The 16,939-nt window shown below is 52.6% G+C and carries 14 protein-coding genes; 6 read left to right on the top strand and 8 right to left on the bottom strand.

What is annotated here, in order from left to right:
- Positions 1-74: 74 nt before the first annotated feature.
- From PY990_RS04865 to ubiA, 3 genes are all read left to right on the top strand, one after another.
- On the top strand, positions 75-2,060 hold the full coding sequence (locus tag PY990_RS04865) for an APC family permease (protein WP_275270654.1): 1,986 nt from the start codon (positions 75-77) through the stop codon (positions 2,058-2,060).
- 81 nt (positions 2,061-2,141) lie between these two features.
- Positions 2,142-3,086 (top strand): LysR substrate-binding domain-containing protein, encoded by a 945-nt coding sequence (locus PY990_RS04860; protein ID WP_171100085.1) that lies wholly within the window; start codon positions 2,142-2,144, stop codon positions 3,084-3,086.
- Between the two features lie 3 nt (positions 3,087-3,089).
- The gene (gene ubiA, locus PY990_RS04855; RefSeq protein WP_275270653.1) at positions 3,090-3,953 is read left to right on the top strand and encodes a 4-hydroxybenzoate octaprenyltransferase; all 864 of its coding nucleotides are present in this window, start codon (positions 3,090-3,092) and stop codon (positions 3,951-3,953) included.
- A 29-nt stretch (positions 3,954-3,982) separates the two neighbouring features.
- Here ubiA and proC read toward each other — a convergent pair whose 3' ends face one another.
- Entirely contained in the window at positions 3,983-4,789 is an 807-nt protein-coding gene (proC, locus tag PY990_RS04850) for a pyrroline-5-carboxylate reductase (protein WP_275270652.1), read from the bottom strand.
- A 15-nt stretch (positions 4,790-4,804) separates the two neighbouring features.
- The gene (locus tag PY990_RS04845; protein WP_275270651.1) at positions 4,805-5,518 is read right to left on the bottom strand and encodes a YggS family pyridoxal phosphate-dependent enzyme; all 714 of its coding nucleotides are present in this window, start codon (positions 5,516-5,518) and stop codon (positions 4,805-4,807) included.
- A gap of 39 nt (positions 5,519-5,557) precedes the next feature.
- On the opposite strand from PY990_RS04845, the gene PY990_RS04840 reads away from it, so the two are divergent.
- Positions 5,558-6,592 carry a type IV pilus twitching motility protein PilT gene (locus PY990_RS04840; protein ID WP_275270650.1) on the top strand — a complete coding sequence of 345 codons (1,035 nt, stop codon included), beginning with the start codon at positions 5,558-5,560 and terminating at the stop codon, positions 6,590-6,592.
- Between the two features lie 57 nt (positions 6,593-6,649).
- Positions 6,650-7,138: a glutathione peroxidase gene (locus tag PY990_RS04835; protein ID WP_105029632.1), complete on the top strand. Its 489-nt coding sequence runs from the start codon at positions 6,650-6,652 to the stop codon at positions 7,136-7,138.
- Between the two features lie 12 nt (positions 7,139-7,150).
- Here the strand turns inward: PY990_RS04835 and PY990_RS04830 are convergent, their stop codons facing one another.
- Genes PY990_RS04830 through leuS form a run of 6 tightly spaced genes read right to left on the bottom strand, consistent with a single transcriptional unit; the run spans position 7,151 to position 14,502 of the window.
- Positions 7,151-8,512, bottom strand: a complete 1,362-nt coding sequence (locus PY990_RS04830) for a THUMP domain-containing class I SAM-dependent RNA methyltransferase (RefSeq protein ID WP_275270649.1) — start codon at positions 8,510-8,512, stop codon at positions 7,151-7,153.
- Between the two features lie 17 nt (positions 8,513-8,529).
- Complete coding sequence (locus PY990_RS04825; protein ID WP_171101494.1) at positions 8,530-8,961, bottom strand: CopD family protein; 432 nt, start codon at positions 8,959-8,961, stop codon at positions 8,530-8,532.
- Between the two features lie 27 nt (positions 8,962-8,988).
- Complete coding sequence (locus tag PY990_RS04820) at positions 8,989-10,245, bottom strand: glutamate-5-semialdehyde dehydrogenase (protein WP_275270648.1); 1,257 nt, start codon at positions 10,243-10,245, stop codon at positions 8,989-8,991.
- Positions 10,246-10,281: 36 nt separating this feature from the next.
- Entirely contained in the window at positions 10,282-11,322 is a 1,041-nt protein-coding gene (holA, locus tag PY990_RS04815; protein ID WP_275270647.1) for a DNA polymerase III subunit delta, read from the bottom strand.
- On the bottom strand, positions 11,319-11,828 hold the full coding sequence (locus tag PY990_RS04810) for an LPS-assembly lipoprotein LptE (RefSeq protein ID WP_275270646.1): 510 nt from the start codon (positions 11,826-11,828) through the stop codon (positions 11,319-11,321). The genes holA and PY990_RS04810 overlap by 4 nt, the downstream gene beginning before the upstream one ends.
- A 28-nt stretch (positions 11,829-11,856) precedes the next feature.
- Entirely contained in the window at positions 11,857-14,502 is a 2,646-nt protein-coding gene (leuS, locus tag PY990_RS04805) for a leucine--tRNA ligase (RefSeq protein WP_275270645.1), read from the bottom strand.
- Between the two features lie 164 nt (positions 14,503-14,666).
- Between leuS and PY990_RS04800 the strand changes: the two genes are divergently transcribed.
- Positions 14,667-16,898, top strand: coding sequence for a UvrD-helicase domain-containing protein (locus PY990_RS04800; protein WP_275270644.1), 2,232 nt, complete (start codon positions 14,667-14,669; stop codon positions 16,896-16,898).
- Positions 16,899-16,939 lie beyond the last annotated feature (41 nt).

Raw genomic sequence — 16,939 nt, 5'->3', positions numbered from 1 at the left:
GCCGAGAGGTGCATTGTGTTGCTCATGGGGACGGTATACCATACTCGACTTGTTTGTTGCGCTGCAATGTACGCATGAGTCAACCCCCGAAGTCAGGCAAGGCCAACGCCACGCTTGGTCAACAATCTGCTGTGCCACGCTCGGCGTCAACCTCCCTTGCGGCGGATGAACGCGATGATATTTTCTCCGAGAGATACGCGTGGGTTGCCGTAGGGGCTTGTGGTTTGGCGTCAGTGGCTTTCGGCCCCGAAGAATCATTCAAGGCACTGGGCGAATCGCGCCATTTGCTCTTGTTTCTGGGCTTGTTGACAGCCCTTTCAATTCTCTTGGTTTCTCTCACCTATTTCCGTGTCACCGAGCTTTTCCCGAAAGGCGGTGGCGGCTATGCCATGGCCACCAATTTGCTTGGCCCAAAAGTGGGTTTGATCGCTGGTGCTGCACTGCTGGTGGATTATGTACTGATGGTGGCCTTGGGTATTAGCGCATCAACCCACTTGATGTTCAGCTTTTTGCCTCCCTATTTTTACGAGTACCGCGTGTGGGTCTCTATGGCCTTGATGCTTGCCTTGATGAATTTCCATATTCAGGGGCGGCACTTGAACCTAAAACCTTTCAAGTACCTGTTTGTGGCTTTTCTGTTAACTCATCTGGTTTTCATTCTGGTGGGTTTCTCGGATCACTTTCAGGACATTGGCGGGGTGGTCAAGCGCAGCATTGAAACCACCGAGTCCGATTTAAATACCTTGGGTTGGTTGCCAGTGTTGGCAATTTTTGCACGGGGTTTTTTTCTGGGTGGTGGCACCTACACCGGCATTGAGGCGGCCTCTGACACGGTGCAATTAAGCCGGTACAGGCAAAGCAGCGAGAACCGCAGAAAAATGCTGGCTTATGTCGCCTTTGCCCTAGCCTTTGCTGCCGCAAGTCTTGCTGCCTTGTATTCACTGTGGGACGTGAACCTTGAACCCACCATGGCTTTGAATGGTGTGCTGTTTGAAAGGGTATTCACCGACCTTGGCTGGGACTGGCCTTACGTTATTTTGGGTTTGCTGGTGATGCTGGGTCTTGAAACGGCAGTGCTGTTGTTGGCTGCCCATGTGGCATTTGCGGTGGGGCCACGGGTGTTGTCGACCATGGCGATTGACTCCTGGTTGCCCCACCAGTTTCGTTATTTGTCCAACCGTTTTGTGACCAAGAACGGCATCATGCTGATGGGTGGTTTGGCTTTGGTGGCTATTTACCTAAGCGATGCGAATGTGGACTTGTTGGTGGTGCTGTTTTCCATCAATGTGTTTATTGTGTTCAGCCTGTCCATGTTGGGGCTGTGCGTTTACTGGCTTAAAAATCGCCACGAGAAACGTTTCATCAAAGGTATTTTGTCGGCCTCGCTCGGCTTTGCTGTTTCCGCATCCATTTTGTTGGGCACCATCATTACCCAGTTTTTTCAAGGTGGATGGATCACCATGCTGATCACCACGGTGGTGGTGTTGGTGTGCTTGTGGGTGCGCAACCACTACCGGGACACCAAGGATAAGATCGCGAAGATTGATGAGGTGTTTGCCATGGCCCAATATGGCTCGGCACACTCGCCACCCGAGTTGATTCCCGATGGCAATACGGCGGTATTCATTGTGGGCAATAGCCGCGGGGGTGGCTTGCATGCTTTGCTTTGGGTGCAACGCATGTTTCCGAACCACTTTCAGAACTTTGTGTTCATGAACGCGCGCACCGTGGACTCCAAGGCTTATGGGGGGCGCGAGGCCCTGGAGGCCATGCGTGTTGATGCGTCAGTTTCTTTGAATTACTTCGTGAATTTTTGCCGCAGCCATGGCTTGCGCGCCAAGAGTTATTTGTCGTTTGGAACCGATGCGGTGGAAGAGTTGACGAATCTGGCGAAAGAGGTTGCTGAAAACCACCCCAACGCAATTTTCTTCACCAGCAAACTGGTGTTTGAAAATGAAAATGTCCTGACTCGGTTGTTGCACAACCAAGCGGCATTGGAACTTCAACGCCGTTTGCACAATGCCGGCCAGCAAATGGTGATTTTGCCGATGCGGCTTTAAGGTGATCAAGAAAAGATGTGTTGCTTGATAGGGCTGTGTTTGCAATAATAATTGCACTCGCAGTTTTGATAGCAAAATTAAATGACTCTCACTGAACTCAAGTACATAGTCGCTTTGGCCCGCGAAAAGCATTTCGGCCGCGCCGCGGACGCTTGTTTTGTCAGCCAGCCCACCTTGTCTGTGGCCATCAAAAAACTGGAAGAAGAACTGAGTGTGTCCCTGTTTGAAAGGGGTTCCAACGAGGTGTCCCTAACGCCGGTGGGTGAGCGCATTGTGGTTCAGGCGCAGCGTGTGCTTGAAGAGGCTTCTGCCATCAAGAGCATTGCACAGCAGGGGATGGACCCGTTGGCAGGCCCGCTTCGGGTCGGTGTCATTTACACGATTGGCCCCTATTTGTTGCCAGGCCTGGTTTCCAGCATGATTCAGCGAGTGCCTTCCATGCCGCTGGTGTTGCAAGAAAATTTCACGGTGCGCCTGCTTGAGTTGTTGAAACAGGGCGAAATTGATGTGGCAGTGTTGGCCTTGCCGATCAATGAATCGGGTTTTGTGATTCAGCCTTTGTATGACGAGCCCTTCATGGTGGCTTTGCCGAAGTCTCACCGTTGGGCCAACGAAAAAGCGATCAAGTCCGATGACCTTCGCACCGAGAACATGCTGTTGCTCGGCACTGGGCACTGTTTCAGGGACCAGGTGTTGGGTGTGTGCCCGGAACTGTCCCGATTCTCGCAATCGTCAGAAGGCATTCAACGTACTTTCGAGGGAAGTTCACTAGAAACGATTCGCCACATGGTTGCCTCGGGTGTGGGGATTACCGTGTTGCCCTCAAGTTCTGTACCTAACCCCGTTCCCAAGGAAAGTTTGTTGACTTATATTCCGCTGGCCGACGACGACACGCGCCGCACGGTTGCGCTGGTGTGGCGAAAAAGTTTTGGGCGGCGTGAGGCCTTGGAGGCTTTGCGCGATGCAATCATGGAATGCGACCTGAATGGTGTTGAGTTTCTGGATGCACCTCAAATGGTGCGTTAATCGATGGTTGTTCTGAGTAAGGCGCGCCTGCGAGACTATTACTTGCTTCTGCGTTTGGATAAGCCCATCGGGATTTTGCTGTTGATGTGGCCCACGTTGTGGGGCTTGTGGATGGCAGCTGAGGGCATGCCGTCTTGGCATGTGCTGCTGATATTTATCGCTGGCGTGGTGTTAATGCGGTCGGCGGGTTGCGCGATTAACGATTATGCCGATCGTGATATTGATTTGCATGTGGAGCGAACCCGTAACAGGCCTTTGACCAGTGGCCGGATTGGTGAAAAAGAGGCCCTCTCGCTGGCCGCTGGCTTGGCTGTTTTGGCTTTGCTGATTACTTTACCTCTCGGTTGGTCTGTCATTTTGATGAGCATTCCCGCCGCTTTTTTGGCGGGCAGCTACCCGTTCACCAAACGCTTTTTTCCCATGCCTCAAGCCTACCTTGGCATTGCCTTTGGTTTTTCGATTCCAATGGCATTTGTCGCGGTGCAGGGCAGTGTGCCCCTGCACGCTTGGCTTGTCTTTGTAGCCAATGTATTTTGGACGGTGGCTTACGACACAGAATACGCCTTGGTCGACAAGCCCGATGATTTGAAACTCAATATTAAAACCGCTGCAATTACCCTGGGCCGATATGATGTAGCGGGCATTGTGGTGTGTTATGCAGCCAGCCTTTTGATTTGGGCGTGGGTGGCCAGTTCACTGGGCTTTGGCCCAGCTTTTTGGTTGGGTTGGGTGTGCGCTGTGGGTATTGCTGTGTACCACTTCATGCTGATCCGCAATCGCGACCGTGCGCTGTGCTTCAAGGCATTTCTACACAACAACTGGTTGGGCGCAGCATTGTTTGCAGGTTTGGTACTGGAGTTTCTTTAAGCGCGGCCAGCGCGTGGTTTGGTGTTGACTTAGCTGACACCCTTTTGTAGTTCGACGGCACGTTCACATGCGGATTTGGCTGCGCTAACGATGGCTTCCTGCACGCCACGCGCGCGCAACTGTTCAAGACCGGCAAAGGTGGTGCCTCCTTTGCTCGTGACTTTCTCCCGCAGGGTAGCAAACGAATCATTGGACTGCCTGGCCAGTGTGGCGGCGCCCAAAAAAGTTTGACTGACCAACAAGTTGGCCTGCGCCTCAGTGAATCCCAGGTTTTTCGCGGCCATGGCTAAGGCTTCCATCATGAAAAAAACATAGCCAGGACCACTGCCTGAAATGGCCGTTACCGCGTTGATTTCATCTTCTTGGTTCAGCACCAGAACTTCACCACAGCTACTGAAAATTTGCTGGGCAATACCACGATCTTCCGCAGAACAATTCGCGGTGAAAAACAGGCCTGAGATACCCTGCGAGACCAAGGCGGGGGTGTTGGGCATGCAGCGCACCACACGTGCATTGTTCTGCTGGCTCCAGTCCTGTATTTGAGCCACGCTGACACCCGCGGCAATGCTGACCAATAACACCTTTTCCAAATGGGCAGCCTGGCTGTTCAGTACGCTTTGCATCAGTTGAGGTTTTACAGCGAGTACCACGATTTCCGGAGTGAAGTTGCTTGGCCAATCTGTGGTGCACTGAATGTTCAAAGTGGACATTTTTGCAGCTGCGTCCGGGCTGGGGTCAATCACATGAAATGTGCTGGCAGGTATGCCACTGCCAATCAATCCGCCAAGAATGGCAAATGCCATGTTGCCGCCGCCAATAAATAGAGTGTTCTGCATCGTGATTCCGTGTGTTTATTTTGAATAGTCGCGTGCACCAAACAGGGCTGAACCCACGCGCACGCAGCTTGAGCCGCATTCAATCGCCAATTCAAGGTCTGCGGACATGCCCATGGAAAGTGTGTCCATGCTCAGGCCGTTTGAATTGAGCGAATCGAAAACCGACTTGCACTTTAAAAATTCAGATTTCAATTGATCGGTGTTGTCTGTATTGCTGGGAATGGTCATGAGGCCGCGCAGCGCTATGTTTTTCATGCCATGAATTTGATGGCACAAGTCAATGGCCTGTTCAGGACTGACGCCGGATTTGCTGTCTTCACCCGAGGTATTGATTTGTACCAGTACATTCAAGGGTGCAAGGTTTTCTGGGCGCTGATCTGACAAACGTTGCGCAATTTTCAAGCGGTCAACGCTGTGCACCCAGGAGAAGTTTTCTGCGATTGCTTTTGTTTTGTTGCTTTGTATGGGCCCGATGAAATGCCATTCAATGTTGGCGCTGGTTGTTTGCGCATTGGGGTGATCAGCCAGCTGGGTGATTTTATCCAGCGCTTCCTGCAGGTAATTTTCACCAAAGGCTATTTGCCCACAGCTGTAAAACTCAAGTATGTCGCTCAAGGGAAAAGTTTTACTGACCGCCAGCAATTTAACTGTCGACCTGGGTCGACCTGCTTTGCTGCATGCGTTTTCAATTCGGCTTTGAATGTCAGCCAGTTGTTTGGCTCGGTTCATGGTGCATCAATTCAATGCTTAAAAGGAGATTATAGCCACATGACACTGACCGAATTGTTGACTTGGGCCGTGGAGGAACATGCATCGGATTTGCATTTGTCGGCAGACATGCCCCCGATGATCCGCGTAAACGGTGAAATGCGCAAACTGAGTGAGTCGGTGTTGGGGCACCGCGAAATTTATCGATTGATTCAAGGGTCGATGACAGAAGCGCAATGGCAAGGCTGGGAACAGTCGCATGAATGTGATTACAGTTTTTCGGTGGATGGTTTGTCGCGTTTTCGTGTGAATGCATTCATGCAAAGCAGGGGGGCATCGGCGGCATTTCGGGTTGTACCTAGCCGAGTAAAAACGCTAGAGGAACTGGAGGCACCTGCCGTGTTTCGTCAAATTGCGCGTGAGCCCAATGGTCTGGTACTGGTTACCGGTCCCACCGGCTCGGGCAAAAGTACCACCTTGGCAGCGATGGTGGATGATGTAAACCGCAACCAGAAGGCGCATATTCTGACCATTGAGGACCCGATTGAATTTACGCACACACCGATGAACTGTGTGATTAACCAACGCGAGTTGGGTGAGCACACCCATTCATTTGGTGCAGCTTTGCGCTCTGCCTTGCGAGAGGACCCGGATGTAATTCTGGTTGGCGAAATGCGCGACCTGGAAACGATTCAACTGGCCTTGACCGCAGCTGAGACCGGGCACCTGGTGTTTGCCACCTTGCACACTTCCTCCGCACCCAAAACCATCGACCGTATTATTGATGCATTTCCATCGGCTGACAAAAGCATGGTGCGCGCCATGTTGTCGGAATCGCTGCGTGCCGTAATTTGTCAAACCCTGCTGAAAAAGCAGGGGGGCGGGCGAGTTGCTGCGCATGAAATCATGATGGCCACGCCGCCGATTCGAAATTTGATTCGTGAAGGCAAGGTGGCGCAAATGCTGTCGTCGATTCAAACGGGTTCGCAGCATGGCATGCAGACCATGGAGCAGGCGGTGCAACGGCTTTTGATGACTGGAAGGATTACTCGAGAAGTGGCGATGAGTGTAATTTCGGGCTCGAACCAGGCTTGAGCGATTTGGGTTTGCAGGTAAACTTGCTTTTCAACAAACCCTTGAGAGGCAATTCCCATGGCAAGCAATGTGTACGAGTTTTCAAGCAAAACCCTCGACGGTAAGCCGCTGAGCCTCGCGGATTTTCAAGGCAAGGTTCTGTTGATTGTGAACACGGCCAGCAAGTGTGGTTTCACGCCGCAGTACGAAGGTTTGCAGGAACTGCACAAAGAATTGGGCCAGAAGGGCTTGGTGATTATCGGTTTTCCCTGCAATCAGTTTGGGGGCCAGGAACCGGGTACTGAAGAGGTAATTGCCAGCTTTTGCCAGAAGAATTACGGCGTTGATTTTTTGATGGCAGAGAAGGTGGATGTAAAAGGCAGCGATGCCCACCCATTGTTCAAATACCTGACTTCGCAAGCCAAGGGCATTTTAGGCACCGAGGCCATCAAGTGGAATTTCACCAAGTTTTTGGTTCGCAAAAATGGTGAGGTGTATGACCGCTACGCCCCCACCACCAAGCCAGCAGATTTAAAAGCTGATATTGCCAAGTTGTTGGCAGAGTAATTTCAGCCTTATTCAGTCTTCTGTGCCGTTACCGCCTTCGGATTTTTCCGTAATTGGATCAGCAGAGAGTTCACCGTTGGCCCTTGGTCGATATACACCGCGGGTCAACGGAATTTCAAACAGCCGGCATTCAATGGGGCCATTGAACAGTGGGCGTTTGCGTTTGGGGCTTAATCCCAAGGTTTTCTTGATTTCCAGGTCGCCTGAAAACAAAAAGGCCGTCCAGCCTGAAAAATTCATTTTCAGATGGTCACCGTAGGCTTTGAACAATCGTTCGTAGGCTTCGTCTTCAGGTACATCTGCACCCTTGGCGCGCACGCGCTCGCCATAAGGTGGGTTGCTGAACACAATGCCAGTGGGTGAAGGTGGCTCAACAGTGAGTGCATCGCGCTGCGCAAACTGCACAATACCAGCATCAAGAAGTTCTTCGAAGCCGGCACGCACCAAATTTTCTTGAGCAATGTCGACCAGAAGTTCAGTGATGTCGCTGGCATACCAGTGGAAGTAGGGTGAGGTAAGCGCCTTGTCCAGACCAGCATTGAAGCGCCGGTTGGCATCTTCTTGAAGTTCTTTGCCCCACTCGGGGGTGAAGGGTTTCAGGTTCTCAAAAGCGAATGGGCGCTCCAGGCCAGGGGCACGATCGCACAGCTGCGAAAGTGATTCGATGACCAGCGTACCGCTGCCGCAAAATGGGTCGAGAAACACATCGGCATTTTTGCCTGCTTCGCTGTGGCGTGCAATGTGCCACAGGCCAGCAGCCAGGTTCTCTTTCAGTGGCGCCACACCCGCTTCTTCGCGCCAACCCCGCTTGAACAGGTTTTCACCAGCCAAGTCAATGTACACCATGGCTTCAGTAGGACTGATGGCTGCGAAAATTCGTACATCCGGTGCTTCAACACTGACGTTCGGGCGTTCGTCGAAACGCTCAAGGAATGAATCGCATACGGCGTCTTTCAGGCGAAGCTGTGTGAAGCGAACGCTTTGAATGTCGGCTCCCAGATTATTCAGGTCAACCCGGAAAGTGTTAGACAGCTTGAACCAGTTGTACCAGTCAACCGACTTGGCGATATTGTAGAACTGTTCTTCATTGCTGCATTCTCCCCTCGCTAATTCAAGCCCAATGCGGCCTGCAAAACGGGTCCAGTAGGTCATGCGGGTGGCTTGGCGCCAGCTGGCTTCGAATGTACAGCCACCGGTTACTGCACGGGTTTTTTGAGCACCCATGGTTTCCAGTTCAGCCACCAGAATTTCTTCCAGGCCACGCGGGCAGCTTGCAAAACAGTTGAACACACTCTGCTTGGTCGAGTTGTGTTGCTGACCGGCGGGTTTGCCGGCGTTATTCGGCTTGGAATGATTGGGGCTTGAATAGGGCATGAATTACTTTTAAAAAATTAGAAAGGTTTGACTACCACCAAGATGATGGCGATGGTCATGAGTACCACGGGCACCTCATTGAACCACCGGAAGTAAGTGTGACTGCGTGTGTTTTGGCCTGCTTCAAATTTGCGCAGAATGCGACCGCAGCTGTAGTGGTAACCGGCAATGGCGAAAACAACGAAAATTTTTGCATGTAGCCAGCCACTTTGCCCACCCACACCAATTTGATATACCCCCACCAGCGCAAAACCCAGCAACAAGGCAGGAATGGCCAGAAGGGTCATGAATTTGTAAAGTTTTTTCGCCATTTGCAGCAAGCGCGCTGTGGCGGCTGGCTCCGTTTCCATGGCCAGGTTTACAAAAATTCTGGGCAGGTAAAACAAACCCGCAAACCAGGAAGCGACAAACAAAATGTGAAAGGCTTTCACCCACAGGTAACCGTCCATGTACTGCTCCAGTTGGTTTTGAATCAATCAGTTTCTTGTTTCGCCGTGGCCAAACACCACGTACTTTTGGCTGGTCAGGCCCTCAAGGCCGACCGGGCCACGCGCATGAATTTTATCGGTGGAAATGCCGATTTCGGCACCCAAGCCATATTCAAATCCGTCAGCAAAACGGGTTGATGCATTGACCATCACAGAGGCGGAATCCACTTCCCGAATAAAGCGCATGGCGTGACTGTGGTTTTCCGTCACGATGCAGTCGGTGTGGTGCGAGCCGTATTGGTTGATGTGGGCGATGGCCTCGTCAAGACTGTCGACCACTTTGATTGACAAAATTGGTGCGAGGTATTCAGTGCTCCAGTCTTCCTCGGTGGCCGCTTTTACACTGGGTAACAGCGCCATGGTTCGTTTGCAGCCGCGAAGTTCGACGCCTTTGGCTGCGTAACGCTGCGCAAGTTCCGCCAAGGCGGGCTTGGCCACATGGGCGTGAACCAGCAAAGTTTCCATGGTGTTGCAGGTGCCATACCGGTGGGTTTTCGCATTCTCGGCAATGTTGGCCGCATGGCTAAGGTTTGCAGACTCATCAATGAAAACATGGCAAATGCCATCCAGGTGCTTGATCACAGGCACCTTCGCATCGCGGGAAATCCGCTCAATCAAGCCTTTGCCACCTCGAGGCACAATCACATCAACATATTCAGTCATGGTAATCAATGTGCCCACTGCTGCGCGGTCCGTGGTGTCGATCACTTGAACGGCATCAGCGGGCAAGCCTGCTGCCTCCAAACCTTGTGCAACGATTGCAGCCAAGGCCTGGTTGCAACGGAACGCCTCGGAGCCGCCACGCAAAATGGTGGCATTGCCCGATTTTATGCAAAGGCCAGCGGCGTCTACCGTAACATTCGGGCGGCTTTCATAAATAATACCGATGACGCCCAAGGGCACGCGCATTTTACCCACCTGAATGCCTGATGGGCGGTTTTTAAAGTCAGTCATTTCACCGATGGGGTCAGGCAACTGGGCAATTTGCTCCAAGCCTTCTGCCATGGTTTCAATGGCCTTGTCGCTTAATGCAAGGCGATCAAGCAATGCTGCGTCCAAGCCATTTGCCTGGGCTTGTGCCATGTCGGCTTGATTGGCTTGGGTTAGCGCAGCCTTGTTGGCGCGAATCAGCCTGGCTGTTTCAAGCAGCGCTGCATTCTTGGCGTGCGTGTTGGCTTTGGCCATGTAAACAGCGGCTGCGCGGGCCTTTTTGCCAATGGCCAGAATTTGTTCTTCAATGCTCATATTGCTTACTCTGTACTATCGTTCGGTACGATTGATTCAACTGGTCCACAATTCGGGCGGTTCTATGCCCGCCACACCCAGGCCGATAATCTCAAAGAGGGTCCAGGGGTTGCCCTGTTTCATGCCTTTGATGGTTTTTTCAGCGGCATAACACCAAGCGGTCAGTTTTTGAAGGCTGCCAGGATTGTGGCGTTTCAGGGCGGCCGCAATGTGGTTTTGCCTTTGTCCCCAAATTCTATTTTGTCGGCAGGCATCCGACAAAGACATTCCACGCCGCATGGCCTGCTGTGTGTCGCGAATGGCACGAATTTCCTCTTGCAAGGCCCAAAGTACCAAAGTGGGGGCCTCCCCTTCGGCTTCCAAGCCTCCCATCATTCGGGTAATTCGTTTGGCGTCCCCGGCCAGCAGGCTGCCGCCCAAATCGAACACATTGAAACGCGCCGAATTGGCAACCATGCCTTGCACCTGTTCAATGTCCACGGCCCCTTGGTGTTCAAGTGCCAGCTTTTCAATGGTTTGATGCGCCACCAGCAGGTTACCCTCGGTTTTCTCGGCCAGCCAACTACAAGTTTCACGGTTTAATTGTACGCCTTTGCGTTTGGCGGCTTGTGCTATCCAGCCGGGTAGGGTGTCGGCGCCCACTGGGCGGCACGCAATCTCGGTGCCTTTGGCCAGCAATTCTGCAAAACCAGCACTTTTTTCCTGGGTTTTGTTTAGCTTCGGAGCGTTGACCAGCAGGTAATGCCCGGTATCACCTGCAGCGATCCACTGGGCTGCTTTGGCCAAGGCCTCCGCGGCTTCCTTGCTGAGTTTGGGTTGATTAATCCGCAAATCAACCAGTGACACGTCGCCAAACAATGATGCTTCAGCAAACAGCGACAAAAATTCTTGCGGGTCAAATTGCCGATCTACTTCCACAATTTGGCGCTGGTAATCGGTTTGTTTTTTCAGTCGCTGGCGGTACAGGTCGGCGGCTTGGGTTGCAAAAAGCGGTTCATCGGTGAATACGCACAGCAGTTGTGGCAAAGCGGTGTTTGCGCCATCGTTCAGCCAAGTGTCAAGCGCAATCTGTTTCACTTTGCTGTTTGCCCTTTTGGTCCCAATTGCAAGGCGCTTAGCCGCCCGGTAATTTGGCGCGCGATGTCGCGCTGCATTTCGGTGTAAAGCTGGTTTTCTTCGGCTTCCTTGCCCAAAATTTGATCGTCGGTGTAGGTGAGTTCCCGGCGTTGGCTCAGTTGGCTGGTGGCGATCAGGAAGTCGCCGTTTTTGTCCACCACGCTGTAGAGCAGTTCATAGGTAATTCGAACCTCGCGCGCACGGCCTGTGGCACTGAAGGTCACAATACTGCGGTCGCGCGTTTCGCTGATCAAATTTAATTTCAAGGGCGCACCTTCAGGCGGGTTTACCTGCAGGTTCAGAATTTGAAGTTGCAAGTCCATGTTGCGGTTCATTTCGGAATTCTCCATGCCGCGCAACTCGATTTTTTCAAAGTCGAAGTTGTACTGGCCACGCAACTGAAAGCCGCAGGCTGTCAGTGCCAACGTTGTTGCCAGCAGGGCAATGGTTTGAAATAAACGTTTCATAAAGACTCGCTTGTTGTTGAGGTCGATCTTAAACAACGATATTGACCAGTTTGCCAGGTACCACAATCACTTTTTTAGCCGGTTTTCCTTCCATGAATTTTTGCGCTGCCTCGCTGGCCAGTGCAGTACTCTCGATGCTGGCTTTGTCAGCGTCTGCGGCTACTTCAATGCTGCCTCGCAGTTTGCCGTTCACTTGCACCATCAAGGTCAGTTCGGAGCGCACCAAGGCTTTTTCATCGACTTCGGGCCATGGTGCATCCAGAAGCTCACCGTGAGCTGCGCTGTAACTCAGGCTGCTCCACAAGTGGCAGGTGATGTGCGGCACAATCGGGTACAGCACACGCAATAAAATGCTCAAGCCTTCTGCCAGTACGGCATGGTCTGCTGGCGTATTTGTTTCACTTGCAAATGCATCCAGCGTGTTCAGCATTTTCATGCCCGCGGACACCACGGTGTTGTATTGGTGTCGGTCGTAGTCAAAGTTGGCCTGTTTCAAAATTTCATGTACATCGCGGCGAGTGTTCTGAGCCGCTTTGCTCAATTCTGCAGTGTTCAAAGCCAGTTGGGCCTTAATGGCCACTTGCTGATTCAGTGCCAGTTGATACAGGCGTTTCAGGAAACGGTGTGCGCCTTCTACGCCAGAATCGCTCCACTCCAGGCTTTGTTCGGGCGGTGCAGCAAACATGGTGAACAGGCGTGCTGTGTCGGCACCGTACTGATCGATCAGGGCTTGTGGGTCGATGCCGTTGTTTTTCGACTTTGACATTTTTTCCACGCCACCAATGTGTACCGCCGTGCCATCCGCGGTCAGCTTGGCTGAAACCGGACGTCCCTTGTCATCGAATTCAACCGATACATCGGCCGGGTTGATCCAGATTTTTTTGCCATTGGCTTCTTCGGTGTAATAGGTGTCGTTCAGCACCATGCCTTGGGTGAGCAGGGCGGTGGCGGGCTCACGGAATTTCACCAAGCCCAGGTCGTTCATGACCTTGGTCCAGAAGCGACTGTAAAGCAGGTGCAAAATGGCGTGTTCAATGCCGCCGATGTACTGGTCCATGGGCATCCAGTAATCGCTGCGTTCGTCAGTCATCGTGTTTGCGTCGTTACAAACATAACGCGTGAAATACCAGCTGGAATCGACGAAGGTGTCCATGGTGTCTGTCTCGCGGCGCGCGGGTTTACCGCACTTGGGGCATTTGCATTCATAGAATGCAGCGCTTTTGGCCAGTGGGTTTCCGCTGCCATCGGGCACCAGGTCTTCGGGCAGCACCACGGGCAGGTCTGCTTCAGGTACGGGAACATCGCCACAGGTGTCGCAATAAATCATGGGAATGGGGGTGCCCCAGTAGCGCTGACGTGAAATGCCCCAGTCGCGCAGGCGGAACTGGATGCGTTTTTCGCCAATGCCTTTGGCGGCCAGAAGCTCGGCAACTTTGTCGACAGCTGCGGTGTAATTCAAACCATCGAGCGGGCCGCTGGCCACGCAAACACCGCGTTCTTTGTCGCCGTACCATTCAGCCCATTCGGCGTTGTTGAATATTTCGCCTTTCACGTCGATGACTTGCTTGATCGTTATGCCGTATTTCAAGGCAAACGCAAAGTCGCGCTCATCGTGCGCAGGCACGCCCATCACAGCGCCGTCGCCGTAGCTCATCAGCACATAGTTGCCCACCCAAACTGGCACGCTTTCGCCGGTCAGTGGGTGCGTTACGCTCAGGCCAGTGGGCATGCCCTTCTTTTCCATGGTGGCCATGTCGGCCTCGGCCACGCCACCAGCCTTGCATTCAGCGATGAAGGCTTGCAGTTCAGGGTTGCTTTCAGCAGCCACTGTGGCCAGCGGGTGTTCAGCCGCCACGGCGCAGAAGGTGACGCCCATGATGGTGTCGGCCCGTGTGGTGAACACATACAGTTTTCCGTCTTGAACCAATTCACCCGCAGCGTTTTTGATTTCATGCGGGAAAGCAAAACGTACGCCGGTGGATTTGCCAATCCAGTTTTCCTGCATCACCTTGACGCGGTCGGGCCACTGCAGGCCATTCAAATCCTCAAGCAACACATCGGCGTAATTGGTAATTGCCATGTAGTACATGGGAATGTCGCGCTTCTCGACCACAGCACCCGAGCGCCAGCCTTTGCCGTCGATCACCTGTTCATTGGCCAGCACGGTTTGGTCAATCGGGTCCCAGTTCACGGTACCTGTTTTTTTGTACACAATGCCTTTCTCAAGCATCTTCAAGAACAACCACTGGTTCCACTTGTAGTAATCGGGTTTGCAGGTGGCCACTTCCTTGGACCAGTCAATGGCCAAACCCATCGATTCCATCTGTTTTTTCATGTAGTCGATGTTGCTGTAGGTCCAGGCTGCTGGCGGCTTGCCGTTGGCCATCGCTGCGTTTTCAGCTGGCATGCCGAACGCATCCCACCCCATGGGCATCAAGGTGTTGTAGCCCTTCATGCGCTTTTGGCGAATCATCACATCGTTGATGGTGTAGTTGCGCACATGGCCCATGTGCAGCTTGCCGCTTGGGTAGGGCAGCATGGAAACGCAGTAGTACTTGGGCTTTAGTTTGCCGCTTGCATCTTTTGCGAAAGCCTCGGCTCTGTAGGCGTCCGATTCTTTCCATTGGCCTTGAACGGCATTTTCAATGTCTTGGGCGGCGTATTTGTCGAACATGGTGCGTTGAAACTTGGGTGTGAGTTTTGAATGCGGGCGGGGCCTTGCTGGATGGGGCAGGCCAATCGGTCATTATATCGGGCTTTTTCGTTTTTTACGGGCAAGGCAGGTGGGGCAATCACTGTTAAAATCAACAGCAAAACCCATTTTTGATGTGAGAAGCCGTGTCTTTACTCGATAGTCTGAACCCTGAACAACTGGCAGCCGTCACCTTGCCCCGTGAATCGGCACTGATTCTGGCGGGGGCAGGCAGCGGCAAAACCAAGGTGCTGACAGCGCGCATTGCCTGGTTGATTCAAACCGGGCAGGTGGGCCCCAATGGGGTGTTGGCGGTTACCTTCACCAACAAGGCGGCCAAGGAAATGCTTCACCGCATTTCAACCATGCTGCCGATTAACACCCGCAGCATGTGGGTGGGTACTTTTCACGGCTTGTGCAACCGAATGTTGCGCGCACACTGGAAGGAAGCCGGTTTGCCCCAGGCTTTTCAAATTCTGGACATGCAAGACCAGTTGTCGGCAATCAAGCGCATGTACAAGGTGTTGGGTATCGACGCAGAAAAATTCCCGCCCAAGCAACTGAGCTATTTCATTGGCTCGGCCAAAGACCAAGGCCTGCGCCCCAAAGACGTAGAGGCATACGATGAATACCACCGCATGATGGTTCGCTTGTACGAGGCCTATGAGGCCCAGTGCCAGCGTGAGGGTGTAGTTGATTTTGCTGAACTGCTGTTGCGTTCGTTCGAGTTGTTGGGTGCCAACCCTGCGCTGCGGGAACACTATCAGGCTCGCTTTAAATACATTTTGGTGGATGAGTTTCAAGACACCAACAGCCTGCAATACAACTGGTTGAAACGCCTGGCTGGATCGCAAGGTTGCATCTTCGCAGTGGGTGACGATGACCAGTCCATTTACGCTTTTCGCGGCGCGCGCGTGGCCAATATGGTGCAGTTTGAAAATGATTTCAATGTACAAAATCGCATCAAACTAGAGCAAAACTACCGTTCGGTGGGCAATGTGCTGAAAGCCGCCAACGTGCTGATTGCGCACAACAAGGCTCGCTTGGGCAAAGAGTTGTGGACCGAAGCTGGCGAAGGTGAGGCAATTCGGGTGTATGAGGCCACCAGTGACCAGGATGAAGCAGCTTTCATCATTGACCGCATTAAAAAGCTGGTGCTTGAAGAAGGCTACGGTCGGTCGGACATTGCAATTCTGTACCGCTCCAATGCCCAGTCCCGCGTTGTAGAACAAGCCTTGTTCAATGCGGGTATGCCTTACCGTGTGTATGGCGGTTTGCGGTTTTTTGAACGTGCAGAAATCAAGCATGCGCTGGCGTATTTGCGTTTGATGGACAACGCCGACGACGACAATTCTTTTTCACGTGTGGTGAACTTTCCTGCACGGGGAATTGGTGCGCGCAGCGTAGAGCAACTTCAGGACATTTCCACAGCACAGGGTACTTCGCTTTACCGCGCTATTCATCGCATGGAAGGCAGGGCGCAAGCAGGTTTGAAAAAATTTGCAGATTTGATCGAACGCATGCGGTTCGAGACCCGAGGTTTGAGCCTTGCCGATTTGGTCGACAAGGTGATCAATGAATCGGGTTTGGTGGCACATTTTCAAGCGGACAAGGATGGTGAAGACCGCGTAGAAAACTTGAAAGAATTGGTGAACGCGGCTGCTTCGTTTGCGATTGCAGAAGGGTATTACCAAGATGCTGCAGCCACCATGGTGGATGAGGAGAAGTTGATTACGCCGCTGGCTGATTTTCTTTCCCATGCTTCGCTCGAGGCCGGTGACAATGCTGCGGCAGCGGGTCAAGAGGCCATTCAATTGATGACAGCGCATTCGGCCAAAGGGCTTGAATTCAAGTGTGTGTTCGTAACCGGGCTTGAAGAAGGGCTATTCCCGCACGAAAACAGTATCGGCAATTCCGTGGAGGGTGGCGATGGCACCAGCGTAGAGGCTGTGGAAGAAGAGCGTCGCTTGATGTATGTGGCCATTACCCGCGCACGAGAACAGCTGTTTTTAAGCCACGCGCAGCAGCGCATGTTGCACGGGCAAATTCGATATCACCTGCGCTCACGTTTTCTGGACGAATTGCCAGAGGAGGTGTTGAAATGGTTAACGCCGAAACGCGCGCACATTGCCAGCCAAGGTTGGGATGCACTCGATTCCAAAGTGTGGGGGCAAAATAAAACGCTCAACGTGGGTTATAGCAACAAAGCCGCCAAGCGACCCTACGATATCGGCACGGGTGTGAATCATGCCAAGTTTGGTAGCGGTGTAGTGGTGGCTTATGAGGGCGAGGGTGATGACCAAAGAATTCAAATCAACTTTGGCCGCCAAGGCATGAAGTGGCTGATGCTGAGTTTGGCGAAGCTTGAGCGGGGCTGAACTTGAAGGGTCGCCGCTGCCCGAAAACTTGGCATTTCGGT

This window comes from Limnobacter olei (genome assembly GCF_029087225.1).
Classification (GTDB): Bacteria; Pseudomonadota; Gammaproteobacteria; order Burkholderiales; family Burkholderiaceae_B; genus Limnobacter; species Limnobacter olei.
The sequence above is the reverse complement of the archived record's forward strand: the minus strand, read 5'-3'. Positions and strand labels throughout refer to the sequence as shown.